The organism is Clostridium puniceum, from assembly GCF_002006345.1.
GTDB classification, from domain to species: domain Bacteria; phylum Bacillota; class Clostridia; order Clostridiales; family Clostridiaceae; genus Clostridium; species Clostridium puniceum.
This window is the reverse complement of record NZ_LZZM01000006.1, coordinates 1-14,213: the sequence shown is the minus strand read 5'-3', so window position 1 is coordinate 14,213 and position 14,213 is coordinate 1. Positions and strand designations below refer to the sequence as shown.

The window sequence follows — 14,213 nt, the reverse complement described above, 5'->3', positions numbered from 1 at the left end:
AATTTCATTTAAGATAGTGTTTATAGGTCGTTTTAACTCTTTTGCTATCTTATAAGGTGAAAAGCCATCTTTTAGACGAAGCTGGATAAGCATACGTTCTTCAAAATTCAAATGTTTATTTTTACGTAGTTCTGTGTTATTATTTGGGTAGTCCATAGTGATTATCCTCCGTGTATGTTTTTTGTTTAGAGATTAAATCATAACACAGAATAATCCACTATGGATTTTTTATTAGTTCAATTTCATTTTACAACAGGTCAAAATTTAATTACCTAAAAAATGAAGAAAATTATTATTTAAATTATGTATATTTTACTTTTAAACGGTAGTATAATATAAAGTACCGTTTAAAAGTAAAGAGGGTGAAACAATGACTAATATAGAAAAAATAAAAAATATATTAGAGAAAAATAATGGAATTATAAAGGCAGAAGATTTAAATAAAGAAAATATAGCAAGACATTATTTGAATTTACTTCAAGAAAATGGTGAAATAGTAAAATTAGATAGAGGAATATATGCTAGACCAGATGTATGGGAAGATGAAATGTATATATTGCAAGCTAAGTATAAAAAAAGTATATTTTCACATGAAACAGCATTGTATCTTCATGAATTAACAGATAGAACACCTATATATTTTAGGATTACAATCCCTAATAATTATAATCCTAAAAATTTAAAATATGAAAATGTAAAACTAAATTATGCAGTTAATAGTTTATTGGAAGTTGGAGTAACTCAAATGAAAACTTCTTTTGGTAATTATATAAGATGCTATGATAAAGAAAAGACTATCTGCGATATTATAAGAAACAAAGAAAATGAAAATATTGAAATATTTACGGTTGCATTAAAAATGTATGTATCCAGAAAAGATAAAGATTTGCAACTGCTAATGAAATATGCCAAGATCTTAAAAATTGAGAAAAAAGTTAGAGAATATATGGAGATACTTATATGAAAAATGCTATGCAATTTAAAGCTTATATAAAGAAAATGGCAATTGAGAAAAATATATCAGCTCAATTAGTTCTACAAAATTATATGTTAGAAAGATTACTTGAGAGAATATCAAAGTCAAAATACAGTTCAAATATAATATTAAAGGGCGGATTTTTAATAGGTGCAATAGTTGGAATTGATTCAAGAACAACTATGGATTTAGATACTACAATAAAAGCTCTTAAAGTTTCAAAAGAAAATATTAAAGATATATTTGAAGAGATAATACAAGTGGATTTAGATGATGAAATAAAATTTAACATTAAAAATGTAGATGATATAAGAGAAAAAGATGAGTATACAGGAATTAGAGTGAGTTTAGAAGCTTTATATCCACCATTAGCAGTTCCTCTAAAAGTTGATGTTACTACTGGAGATAAAATTACACCGAAGGAAATAGAATATAAATTCAAATTAATATTCGATGAAAATAAAGAAATAACTATATTAGCATACAATTTAGAAACTGTGCTAGCTGAAAAATTAGAAACCATAATATCCAGAAGTATATTAAATACTAGACCAAGGGATTATTATGATGTGTATATATTATGGAAGCTGCAAAAAGAAAATATTGATACTGGAACATTAAAACAGGCATTACAAGAAACTGCTAAAAAGAGAGAAACAATAAATCATATTGAAAACTATTCTAAAACATTAGAAGACATCGAGGAAAATCAAAATATGATAAAACAATGGAATGTATATAAAAATAAATTCAATTATGCATCGGAAATAGAGTTTATTGATACATGCAGTGCAGTTAGGGATATATTGGAGAAAATATTTTAATACTATAATAGTACAAAAACGGGAGATATCTTCTCTAAATATATGTTTAAGAGAATGGTAGGAAGAATTAAAACTTCCGACATTCTTCCTACCATCAGTAAAATATAATAAAATAAAATTTGAGATGGTAAATTATACAATGTACTTTAAAGCTAGTTATACTAATAACTACAGAGTATTATAAAGTACAATAAAATATACTAATTATGGAATACAGAACTCGGCTTACGGCTTGTCTCACAACAAATAATTGCAAGGATTTAAGGAATAATACATGTGTATTTTTCCTTAAGTCCTTGTTTTTTGCATAAATAATATTTGGTAAAGCACTTGTAGTTTTATTATTCAATCTTTTGTAAGCGGAAAAATAAAAATGTTTATTGCCTTTTCTTATAATGATTTTATGGAAATAATCTAATAAATAAGAATTAATTAAATTTACTAAAAGTTTTATTAATATTATGATATTTATTTTGTTAATTATATCTATATTACAAATGTATGTTTTTTATCAAATATGTTTATATTAAAGATATTATTTAATATAAAAGGCATTATAGATATACATGAAAGGGATGATTGTATTGAAAAATATTTTGTTGAGAAATGGTGTTTTATATGATGTAGAAACTTCTGAATATAATAAAAATGATATAATTATAAAGAATGGGAAAATAAGTGAAATAGGTAAAGATTTATTAAATGAGTTTCAAGGACATGAGATTATTGACTTAAGAGATAAGATTGTATTTCCAGGATTTATTGATTGTCATACACATCTCGGAATTATTGAGGAATGTACTGGGAAAATTGGTGCAGATAATAATGAAACTTCCGATCCTGTTACACCTCATTTAAATGGAATAGATGGAATTAATCCATTTGATGTGTCTTTTAAAGATGCAATAAGGTCTGGTATAACTTGCGTTATGAGTGGGCCTGGAAGCAATAACGTAGTTGGTGGAAGAAATGTTGCTATAAAAACTTGTGGAACAATTATTGATAAAATGATAATTAAGAATCCAGCTGGTTTTAAAATATCACTTGGAGAAAATCCTATAACTACTTACGGAGTTAATAATAAGTGTCCAGTAACAAGGATGGGAATTGCAGCTTTAATAAGAGAGTTATTCATGAGAACCGAAGATTATATAGCTCGTAAAGAAAATAAAAAGCTTGACGAAAGAGACATAAGATTGGAAGCTGTTGTACCTTTATTGAAAGGAGAAATTCCCCTGCGAGTACATGCACATAGAGCGGATGATATAGTTACAGCAGTGAGAATAGCAGAAGAATTTAATATTAGTAAAATGGTTATTGAACATGGTACAGAGGCTCATCTAGTGAAATCTTATTTAAAAGAAAAAAACATTCCTGTAGCATATGGACCTCTTCTTACGCCTAGAATAAAAATGGAATTAAAGGCTAGAAATTACGGCTCTATTGTGGAATTAATTGAAGCAGGTGTTAAGACTGCTCTTATAACAGATCATCCTTATAATTCTATAGACTGTCTAAGAACAATTGCAGCATTAACTTTAGCACAGGGATTATCGTTTAAAGATGCAATAAAAGCAATTACAATAAATGCAGCAGAAATACTAAATTGTCAGGAGAGAATAGGGAAGTTGGAAATTGGCTATGATGCAGATATAGTAGTGTATGATAGCAATCCTCTTGATATAAACTCTAAGGTTCAATTTACATTAATAAATGGTGAAATAGTATTTGCAAGAGAGTAAAGTTATTACTTTATGTATTGTACTTCAAAATTAAATAGCTATTGAAAAAATATGAAAATCATATTGTAAAAGATATAAATTAAAATTTAAAGCATTAAATAAATCATAAAAAAATATATATAGTAATAATACAAACAATGTTAGGAGTTAACTATGTCTGATTTACGTGACTGTAAGTTATATTATGATCCCAATACTGTAAACTATTTAGTTCAATATAGAGGTAATTTTAAAGTGCAAATGGATAAATTATCTTATGCTTGTGGAGATATAATTACAGATACAATTGGAGTTATATCAGTACGATTAGAAGATGTAGATAAACTTTTAAATGATGTGCCAGAAATTGTATTTTTAGGCATCAGAACTATGTTTGTATTACAAGACATTTCACCGTCTTCTGTAGATAATATAAACAATATAAAAATAAATCCTTATTTAGATTTGACTGGAAGAAACGTACTTATTGGAATGGTAGATACAGGAATGGATTATTTAAATGATGAATTTATTAGAGCGGATGATACCTCACGAGTAGTCAGCATATGGGATCAAACAATTGAAGATAATACTAATAATACTGTATATATTGGTCAAGTATATTCAAATGAACAAATAAATAATGCAATTAAAGCTTATAGAAATAATGAAGATCCGTATAAAATTGTACCATCAAGAGATGAAATTGGTCATGGAACTAAGGCTGCTGGAATTATAGGAGGAAGGGGATACACTAATGAGTTTCAAGGGATTGCTAATGAAAGTAATTTTGTAATTGTTAAACTTTTGGAATCACCTAATTTTAAAAAGCAATTAAGAGAAAATGATCTTCAAGAAGTTCCAGTATATAATGGCTCGGAAGTTTTAGCAGGATTAGAGTTTTTAAGAAAAATAGCGATTGAGCAAAATAAGCCTATGGTCATTTATATTGGTGTTGGAAGTACTGAAGGAAGTCATGATGGAACCAATTTAATATCTAGATATGTAACATCTCTTGGAAATAATAGAGGAATTTGCTGCGTAGCAGGTGTTGGGAATGAAGGTGACTCTCAGGGGCATGCATCAGGATATATCAAAAATGTAGGAGATATAAAAGTAGTAGATTTAAAAATACCGAGAGAAATTAAATATTTTCAATTAAATATATGGGTGCGAAGACCTAATGTTGCATCTATAAATGTAATTTCACCTACGGGGGAAGCATCAACGATTATTGAGGCAAAAATAGGGAAAATTCAACCTATTAAATTTGTCTTTTTAGACACTACAATGGTTATAAGATATTATCAGCCAGAGCATTTTACTGGCCATGAGCTTATAAATATTGTATTTAATAATATAAAGCCTGGAATATGGAGTTTTAATTTAATCGGCGATTACATAATTGATGGAAGATATGATATTTGGCTCTCTCCTAAGAATACTTTACCAGAAAATACAGTATTTCTTGAACCAGATCCATTTAGCACTTTAACTATGCCATCAGAAGCAGTAAATGTAGTCACAGTTGCATATTACGGAAACAAAAATGCTTTAATTGCAGCTTCAGGAAAAGGCTTTAATACTAATAATTTAATAAATCCTGATATTTCAACTATAGGCATAAATATTTTAACAACAAAAGTTTCAGGAGGCGTTACAACCTTTTCAGGAAGTTCTGCAGCTACAGCAGTAGTTGCAGGTGCTTGTGCTATTTTATTACAATGGGGGATTGTTGATGGGAATGATACAACCATGTATTCAAAAAAGGTTAGAAGTTATTTAATGTATGGTGCTATCAGAAATCAGCTCTATAGATATCCAAGTAGAGAAATAGGTTATGGAGAGTTTGACTTGCTAGGTACATTTAATGTTATTAGCAGAACATTTAGAGGTGAAAAGGATGCAGATAATATAAGAAATTTAGATGTAAAACATATTAAAGAAAGTCAAAGATTTGAGGAATATTATATTGGAAAATTATTTTTTAGAATTCCAAGGTGAAAGGAGGATTTTAGATGAGAGCAAGTTTTAGAGCTCCTCAGAATATTTTTTCAGATCCTAATTATTATCATTATATTGTTCAATACCAAGGAAATATTGAAGAGGAAGTATCAAAATATTCAGGATATTATGTAACTATAATTAACGATAAGTATGCAATAATATCTGCTAATAGGGAACTTGAATTGAATATTGAAGGACCAATGTTTTCAACTATAGTATATGCTTCACCACCAGATGTATTTACCCTTGAAGAAATTTCACCAATTGAAGCCTCTGGAGCTAATTTTTTGCAGTTGGAATTGCCATTAAGATTAACGGGAGTAGGTGTTACAGTAGCAATTATAGATACAGGTATTGATTATTTAAATGAGGAATTTATAAAAGAAAATGGAGAAACGAAAATAGAATATATTTGGGATCAAACAATAAATTCAAATGAAGAATCTAAAAGTGATTTCGGTGTTCCGTTTGGAACTTTTTACAGTAAAAATAATATACAAGAAGCAATAAATGCCTATAGACAGGGGCGTTCACCATATGAAATAGTACCAACTATAGATGAGATTGGTCATGGAACTAATATGGCGGGAATAATCGGAGCAATTGGAAGGAATCCCAATTTAAAAGGAATAGTTCCAGAATGTAGTTTTGTAATTGTAAAACTGATAGAAAGCATTGCATATAAAAGACTCTTTAATGTTAAAGTACCTATATTTGATATAGTTGCTATTTTTACAGCATTAGAGTTTTTATATAGAGATTCATTAATTAACAATAAACCAATTGTAATATATTTTCCTTTAGGAAGTAATTTGGGAAGTCATAAGGGAAATGGTATTTTAGAACAGTATATAGATTCAATATCTAGAAATAGTGGAATAGCTATAGTTACTGGAACTGGAAATCAAGGAGCAAGTGAGACTCATACTTCTGGATCAATAACACAGGTAGGTGAAAATAGAACGATACAATTATATATGTCTTCAGAGCAAGAATATAATGTAGTGGATATTTGGATTGATTCACCCAATATAATGTCTTTAGCTATAATATCACCATCTGGTGAAAGTACTGAAACAATAAGTGTCGAAATCAATACGTTAAAAACATATTCATTTGTATTTGAAAATACATCAGTAAAAATTAATTATTATCTGCCAGAAGAGAATACAGGTGATCAGTTAATAAGAATTAGATTTTTTAATATAAAAGAAGGTGTGTGGAGGTTAAAATTAACTGGACAATCTATTTTAGACGGTAAATTTAATGCGTGGATGCTCCAAGAAGGCTTAAGTATCCGAGGAACTAAATTTATTTCATCTGATCCTTATGGAACAATAATGAATCCAGCAACATCATCATATATAATTACAGCGGCTGCGTATAATCAAAATAATAATACTATTTTAAGCTATTCTGGAATGGCACTTTTAGATGACTATATAGATAGAATAGATGTGGCAGCAGGAGGAGTAAATGCATTGACGGTAGCACCCAATAATCAAACTGCTATTGTTAATGGGACAAGTGTAGCGGCTGCAATACTTGTTGGAGCCTGTGCCATGTTATTCCAGTGGGGGATTGTAGAAGGAAATTATCCTAATATATATTCTCAAACAATAAAAACATATATTTCAAGGGGAGCAGTACAGAGAAGTGGTGATTCATATCCAAATCCACAGTGGGGATATGGAATTTTGAATATATTAAAGATGTTTCAAAATATGTTATAAGAAAGCTGTATATTTAAATTATAATATATAGACATGAATAAATAATATTATTTGTAGTTTATTATAATAAAAATAAATAAAATTAAAAAATTGATATTTATAATATAAATAAAGCAAATACAATCAATATTAAAATATATTATAAATAAAAGTCAGACTTAAAATATGTAAGTTCTATAAATACTATTTGGTTATAAATACTAAATAGTATTTTCCTTTATATTATTTCACAAAAAAGACGGTAGAGTTTTGTAAATTTTCAATATAGAATTAAAAGGGTTACATATAGTAAAATAAACTCATAGCAAAGGAAGAATTAAAAAATAAAATTATATAAAGAGATAAAGGGAGGAAATAAATATGGCAGATTTGTCACTAAGAAATATTTATAAGATTTATGAAGGGGATGTAACTGCAGTTAAAGATTTCAATTTAGAAATTGCAGATAAAGAATTTATAGTTTTCGTTGGACCATCAGGTTGTGGTAAATCAACTACTTTAAGAATGATAGCGGGACTTGAAGAAATATCTAAAGGAGAATTATACATAGGTGGAAAGTTAGTTAATGATGTAGAACCTAAGGAAAGAGATATCGCAATGGTATTCCAAAACTACGCATTATATCCACATATGACAGTTTATGATAATATGGCTTTTGCTTTAAAATTAAGAAAAGCACCTAAAGATGAAATAGATAAGAAAGTTAAAGATGCAGCAAAGAGATTAGATATTGAACATTTATTAGATAGAAAACCAAAGGCTTTATCAGGAGGTCAAAGACAAAGAGTTGCGCTTGGAAGAGCTATAGTTAGAGAACCAAAGGTATTCTTAATGGATGAGCCTTTATCAAATCTTGATGCAAAATTAAGAGTTCAAATGAGAACTGAAATATCAAAACTTTACCAAACATTAGAAACAACATTCATATATGTTACACATGACCAAGTTGAAGCTTTAACAATGGGTACTAGAATAGTTGTAATGAAAGATGGTATAATTCAACAAGTTGATACTCCACTTAACATTTATAATACACCAACCAATTTATTTGTTGCAGGATTTATTGGAAGTCCTCAAATGAATTTAGTAACTGGTACTGTTGTTGAAAAAGAAGGAAAAATCTATTGTAATTTTGAAGAAAATAGTATAGTATTACCTTCAGATAAAGCAAAAGTATTAAAAGAAGGCGGATATGTAGGGAAGGAAGTAGTATTTGGTATCAGACCAGAACATTTAGATGATAACGAAGAAATTATTTCAGAAAATCCAGCAGCAACACTTTTAGGAGATGTAGAAGTTGTTGAAAGAATGGGAGCTGAAAGTTACATCTACTTTAAATCAGGAAAGAATAATATGACTGCAAGAGTTGATGGAAGTACTAAATCAGAACCTAAAGATAAGATTAAATTATATGTACAAAATGAAAACATTCATGTATTTGATAAGGAATCAGAATTAAGAATATGTTAATATAATTTACAGTTGAGGTGAGAGCATGAAGGGATTAGTAAAATATCTACAAGAAATATATGAAAATTGTGAAATGATTTTTGAGGTTTATATAGATGGTGAGGAGATATTCAAAACTAATCCTGATTCTCCTAAAGAGAAGCTTTCTGAAGAGGTATTTTTTATTGGAACGAAGCAATTTAAAATAAAAATTCAAGAAAAATATAAAGAATCTATAAAAATACTACAATTTTGTATTAAAGATAAATACAAAGATGATTATAATAAAAAAGAAAAAATAATTACTCAATTATTGCAAAATTTAAGTATATCAAAAGAAAAAATAAAAGAAGTTATGCCACAAATAAAAGACGATACATTTTTAATTACTTTAAGTTTGAAAGAAAAATTAACAGAAGCATTGGATGTCTTGAGAAATATTTACAACGATACTGATGTTGTAGTATTAAATTATGATGATACTATAATTTTAATAGGTGTATTTGAAGATATAAATGAACATGTTTCAAGTATAAGTGAAACAATATGTGTTTCTATTTATGAAAAGTGCTATATAGGTTATTGTAAGATTAAAGATTATGAATTATTAAGTGATTTATATAATGAAAATATGTATAAAATTAATTTGGGTAAAAAATATAAGTTATCTTCAATGATATTTGGGCAAAATAGTCTTTTATTTGAAAAAATTATGGATAGTTTAAAGGAAGAAACTAAGTCAAAGGTTTTATATACCTTTAATGAAAATTTTTCTAAACTTGATGAAGATATGATAAAGACAATAGAGGTTTTTTTCAAATTAGATTTAAATTTAAGTGAAGCATCAAAAGAATTATATGTTCATAGAAATACTTTGATTTATAGATTAGATAAGATTCAAAAGTATACAGGTTATGATATTAGAAAATTTAATGATGCAGCTTTATTTAAAATAGCTTTCTTTATTTGGAGACAGAAAAATAAAATATAAGTAAATATTTAAAGATCTTTTCAAAAAATTATGTGTAAAGTAATTTTTTGAAAAGATCTTTTATTTATATATCTTTTGATAAGTAAACTACATAGTCTTAATTACTATACATGATTTTAAGGTAGAAACTTTATTCAAAAATATAATATAGAAATCTAAAGATAAACGAATACATATTGATAATAAATAAAGGATAAGTTGTATAAATTTTCAGATTTTGCTAAAATGTAATTAAGTATAGAGTAAAAAAAAATTATTTTGTCAACATTATTAAAGATGAATCGAATATAATATTGTATGTTCAATATTTCTTAATTAAGAATAAGAAATTTATAAGAGGTTAATTGATTATAGGAATTTATGTCCATGATTATATATATGTAATTATTAAGAATACTAAATGGGTGGAGGAATGGGAATGGAAAGAGGTAGTGGGATTATCATGCATATTGCATCTTTGCCAGGAGAATATGGAATAGGTACGTTTGGAAAAGAAGCATATAAATTTGCTGACTTTTTGAAAAACTCTGGACAAAAATATTGGCAAATACTTCCTTTGGGTCAGACGAGTTATGGGGATTCACCATATCAATCATTTTCAGCATTTGCTGGAAACCCATATTTTATTGATTTTGATATGTTAGAAGAAGATGGATTACTAAATAAAAATGATTATAGTGAAATAAATTTTGGAACAAATCCAGAGTGTATAGATTATGGGTTACTATTTAATGAAAAGATGAAGGTTTTAAAAATTGCATATGAAAATTTTAAACAAAAAGAAAGTGTTGAGTTTAAAACTTTTCAAAAAGAAGAAGCTTCATGGCTTGAAGATTACGCTTTATTTATGGCAGTAAAAGCAAAATTTGATTTAAAAAGCTTCCAAAATTGGACGGATGATATTAGGTTAAGAAAAGAAAAATCTATAATTGAATACAAAAAACAACTTTTTAATGAAATTAATTATTGGAGCTTTTTACAATATGAATTTTTTAAGCAATGGAAGAAATTAAAAAGTTATATTAATAAATTAGAAATTAAGATTATAGGAGATATTCCAATATATGTAGCAGAAGATAGTGCTGATTTATGGAGCAATCCTAAAGTATTCTTATTGAATGAGAATACTTTAAAACCTTTGAAAGTTGCAGGGTGTCCTCCAGATGCATTTTCAGCAACAGGACAACTTTGGGGAAATCCTATTTATAATTGGAAATATCTCGAAGAAACAGGATATTTATGGTGGATAAATAGAATAAAGCAAAGTTTAAAGCTTTATGATGTACTAAGGATAGATCATTTTAGAGGGTTTGAAGCTTATTGGACGGTACCTTATGGAGAAAAAACAGCAATGAATGGAGCTTGGGTAAACGGACCAGAAATGAAATTATTTGAGGCAATAAGAAAAGAACTTGGTGACGTAAATATTATAGCAGAAGATTTAGGGTTACTAACAAAAGAAACCATAAGTTTTAGAAAAAAGACAGGTTTCCCTGGAATGAAAGTATTAGCATTTGCATTTTCTGGAGAAAGTGGAAATCCATATCTTCCACATAATTATGAAAAAAATTGTGTAGCATATACAGGAACCCATGATAATGATACAGCAAGAGGATGGATTGAAACAACAGGAAGTAAACAGGAAATTAAAAATGCAATTGAATATTTAAATTTAACAGAAGAAGAAGGGTATAACTGGGGATTAATAAGGGGAATTTGGGGGAGCGTTTCAAATACTTCCATAGCACTTATGCAGGATTTTTTAAATCTTGGTAATAAAGCAAGAATTAATTTTCCATCAACAATGGAAAATAATTGGTGCTGGAGAGCAAAAAAGGGTGTTTTCACTAATGAGTTAGCAAAAAAAATATATAGATTAACTAAAATTTATGGAAGGTGTGAATGAATTGAGAAAAGAAAAAATAGTAGAGGGAATTGAAAGATACTTAAAAGTTAAACATGGGATAAAACTGAGGGATGCGAAAGATTATGAAATATTTAATGCACTTTCATTAACTGTTTTGGAAGAAATTATTGATAACTGGAATGAAACGAGTGATGCCTATAATAGAGGGAGAATGGCATATTATTTATCGGCAGAATTCTTAATGGGTAGAGCACTTGGTAATAACCTAATGAATTTAGGATTATATGACCAAATTAAGGAAGTATTATCTGAATTAAAAATTGACTTAAATAGAATAGAAGAAATAGAAGAAGATGCAGGTCTTGGGAATGGAGGACTTGGAAGATTAGCAGCATGTTTTGTAGAATCAGCAGCAACTTTGAATATGCCACTAGTGGGTTACGGCATAAGATATAGTAATGGATTATTTAAACAAAATATAGAAAATGGATTTCAAACTGAATGTGAAGATACATGGCTTAAGTATGGGGAAGCATGGAGTATTAGAAAAGATGATGAAACTCAAATAATTAAATTTTCTGATATGACAGTAAAAGCTGTACCTTATGATGTACCAATAATAGGATATGGAACTAAAAATATAAATACATTAAGATTATGGCAATGCGAAGCTTTAAGAGAATTTGATTTCAATTTATTTAATAATCAACAATATATTGAGGCTGTATCAGGAAGAAATAAAGCAGAAGATATATCAAGAGTATTATATCCTAATGATACAGCGGAAGCAGGAAAAATATTAAGACTTAGACAACAATATTTCTTCTCAAGTGCATCAATGAAGGATATTATAAAGAAGCATAAAACTAAATTCGGAAGTGATTTTTCAGAATTTGCAAAATATAATGTAGCTCAATTAAATGATACACATCCGACTATATCAATTCTTGAATTTATAAGAATATTGGTTGATGAAGAAAATGTTGAGTTTGTAACTGCTTTAGCGACTGCTAAGGAATTCTTTGGATATACTAATCACACTATACTTGCAGAAGCATTAGAAAAATGGGATATTAGATTAATTGAAAGATTATTCCCAAGAATATTACAAATTGCATATGAAATAGATGATGCATTAATGAAGGAATTAAGACAAAAAGGCTATGATGAAGGTGAAATTTGGAACTTCAGAATTATTGCAAATGATCAAATTAGAATGGCTAACTTGGCTATATTTGTTGGTAGAGCAGTAAATGGTGTTGCTGCACTTCACACAGAAATTTTAAAGAAAAGTGAATTAAATAATTGGTATAATTTATATCCTAATAAATTTCAAAATAAAACAAATGGAATTACACCAAGAAGATGGCTTAGACTTTGTAATAATGAATTATCACAATTTATTACTGATCTATTGGGAAGTGAGGATTGGGTTAAAGATTTATACTTATTAAAAGGTTTAAAGAAATATAATAATGATGAAAAAATATTAGAAAAATTGATGAAGATAAAGCATGAAAAGAAGGTTCAATTAGCTGAGTATATTAAACAAGAAGAAGGGATAATTGTAGATCCAAATTCATTTTTTGATATTCAAATTAAGAGATTGCATGAATATAAGAGACAATTATTAAATGCATTATATATCCTAGATTTATATTATAGAATTAAAGAAAATCCTGATTTAGATATACCAAAAACTACATTTATATTTGGTGCTAAAGCGTTTCCAGGATATAGAAGAGCTAAAGGTATTGTTAAATTTATAAATGAGATAGCTCGACTTATTGATAGAGATGAAGAAGCATCTAAGAAAATTAAAGTTGTATTTGTACATAATTACCGAGTTTCTTATGCACAAAAACTATTCCCAGGTTCTGATTTGTCTAAGCAAATTTCTACTGCTGGGAAGGAAGCATCAGGAACAGGAAATATGAAGTTTATGTTAAATGCAACTCCTACATTTGGAACTTATGATGGAGCAAATATAGAAATTGTAGAAGCTAGTGGAGAAGAAAATAATTATATATTTGGTTTAAAAGTTGAAGATATTGAAAGAATTAAACATGACTACGATCCTAAAAAATACTATAAAGAAAATCCAAGTATTAAGAGAGTAGTGGATACATTAATTAATGGAATATTAGATGATGGTGGTACTGGATACTTTGAGGATTTATACAATGCATTATTAGAGGAAAGAGATCAATACTATTTGCTTGCGGATTTTGAATTATTTAAAAAAGCAGAGGAAAAAGTATTTGAAGATTATAAGAATAAAAAGATATGGGCTAAAAAATGTTTTGCAAATCTTTATAGTTCAGGAATATTTTCAAGTGATAGAACAATAAAACAATATGCAGATGAAATTTGGAATATAAAACCTGTATCTGTTAGATAATTTAACTTAAAAAATATGATTATATCATATGTGTTGTAAAAAAGTTTATTTATTTAAATTGGATTTGTGCTTACAATAATGCAAACAGGTTAATTTAAAAACAATGAATTTTATTAATTATAACTTATATATATGATAAATTGAGAGTTGATTAAAGACCTATAGATATAGAGATAAAATAACTATATCTATAGGTTTTTTTATTCTTTTATGAGAGCACTTAAATGCTTAATATAAATTGTAA

The 14,213-nt window shown here is 27.7% G+C and carries 10 protein-coding genes; 9 read left to right on the top strand and 1 reads right to left on the bottom strand.

Annotation, left to right across the window (positions count from 1 at the left end):
- On the bottom strand, positions 1-156 hold a 156-nt coding region (locus tag CLPUN_RS00410), incomplete at its 3' end, for a helix-turn-helix domain-containing protein (protein WP_143328945.1).
- A gap of 214 nt (positions 157-370) precedes the next feature.
- Between CLPUN_RS00410 and CLPUN_RS00405 the strand changes: the two genes are divergently transcribed.
- The 9 genes from CLPUN_RS00405 (at position 371) to CLPUN_RS00365 (ending at position 13,969) form a co-directional block, all read left to right on the top strand.
- On the top strand, positions 371-964 hold the full coding sequence (locus CLPUN_RS00405; RefSeq protein ID WP_077845418.1) for a type IV toxin-antitoxin system AbiEi family antitoxin domain-containing protein: 594 nt from the start codon (positions 371-373) through the stop codon (positions 962-964).
- On the top strand, positions 961-1,800 hold the full coding sequence (locus CLPUN_RS00400) for a nucleotidyl transferase AbiEii/AbiGii toxin family protein (RefSeq protein ID WP_077845417.1): 840 nt from the start codon (positions 961-963) through the stop codon (positions 1,798-1,800). Before CLPUN_RS00405 ends, CLPUN_RS00400 begins: the two co-directional genes overlap by 4 nt.
- 575 nt (positions 1,801-2,375) lie before the next feature.
- Complete coding sequence (locus tag CLPUN_RS00395; protein WP_077845419.1) at positions 2,376-3,542, top strand: amidohydrolase; 1,167 nt, start codon at positions 2,376-2,378, stop codon at positions 3,540-3,542.
- A 153-nt stretch (positions 3,543-3,695) separates the two neighbouring features.
- Positions 3,696-5,525 carry a S8 family peptidase gene (locus CLPUN_RS00390; protein WP_077845416.1) on the top strand — a complete coding sequence of 610 codons (1,830 nt, stop codon included), beginning with the start codon at positions 3,696-3,698 and terminating at the stop codon, positions 5,523-5,525.
- A 14-nt stretch (positions 5,526-5,539) separates the two neighbouring features.
- Positions 5,540-7,261 (top strand): S8 family peptidase, encoded by a 1,722-nt coding sequence (locus CLPUN_RS00385; protein ID WP_077845415.1) that lies wholly within the window; start codon positions 5,540-5,542, stop codon positions 7,259-7,261.
- A gap of 360 nt (positions 7,262-7,621) precedes the next feature.
- Complete coding sequence (locus tag CLPUN_RS00380) at positions 7,622-8,731, top strand: ABC transporter ATP-binding protein (protein WP_077845414.1); 1,110 nt, start codon at positions 7,622-7,624, stop codon at positions 8,729-8,731.
- A gap of 25 nt (positions 8,732-8,756) precedes the next feature.
- Positions 8,757-9,701, top strand: a complete 945-nt coding sequence (locus CLPUN_RS00375) for a PucR family transcriptional regulator (RefSeq protein WP_077845413.1) — start codon at positions 8,757-8,759, stop codon at positions 9,699-9,701.
- A 418-nt stretch (positions 9,702-10,119) separates the two neighbouring features.
- Positions 10,120-11,607, top strand: coding sequence for a 4-alpha-glucanotransferase (gene malQ / locus CLPUN_RS00370; protein WP_077845412.1), 1,488 nt, complete (start codon positions 10,120-10,122; stop codon positions 11,605-11,607).
- Positions 11,591-13,969, top strand: coding sequence for a glycogen/starch/alpha-glucan phosphorylase (locus CLPUN_RS00365; protein ID WP_423237269.1), 2,379 nt, complete (start codon positions 11,591-11,593; stop codon positions 13,967-13,969). Before malQ ends, CLPUN_RS00365 begins: the two co-directional genes overlap by 17 nt.
- Positions 13,970-14,213 lie beyond the last annotated feature (244 nt).

Excerpts from the sequence above, each read along its gene's own strand:
- CLPUN_RS00405 (WP_077845418.1), top strand. The coding sequence starts at position 371 with ATGACTAATATAGAAAAAATAAAAAATATATTAGAGAAAAATAATGGA.
- CLPUN_RS00400 (WP_077845417.1), top strand. The coding sequence starts at position 961 with ATGAAAAATGCTATGCAATTTAAAGCTTATATAAAGAAAATGGCAATT.
- CLPUN_RS00395 (WP_077845419.1), top strand. The coding sequence starts at position 2,376 with ATGATTGTATTGAAAAATATTTTGTTGAGAAATGGTGTTTTATATGAT.
- CLPUN_RS00390 (WP_077845416.1), top strand. The coding sequence starts at position 3,696 with ATGTCTGATTTACGTGACTGTAAGTTATATTATGATCCCAATACTGTA.
- CLPUN_RS00385 (WP_077845415.1), top strand. The coding sequence starts at position 5,540 with ATGAGAGCAAGTTTTAGAGCTCCTCAGAATATTTTTTCAGATCCTAAT.
- CLPUN_RS00380 (WP_077845414.1), top strand. The coding sequence starts at position 7,622 with ATGGCAGATTTGTCACTAAGAAATATTTATAAGATTTATGAAGGGGAT.
- CLPUN_RS00375 (WP_077845413.1), top strand. The coding sequence starts at position 8,757 with ATGAAGGGATTAGTAAAATATCTACAAGAAATATATGAAAATTGTGAA.
- malQ (WP_077845412.1), top strand. The coding sequence starts at position 10,120 with ATGGAAAGAGGTAGTGGGATTATCATGCATATTGCATCTTTGCCAGGA.
- CLPUN_RS00365 (WP_423237269.1), top strand. The coding sequence starts at position 11,591 with ATGGAAGGTGTGAATGAATTGAGAAAAGAAAAAATAGTAGAGGGAATT.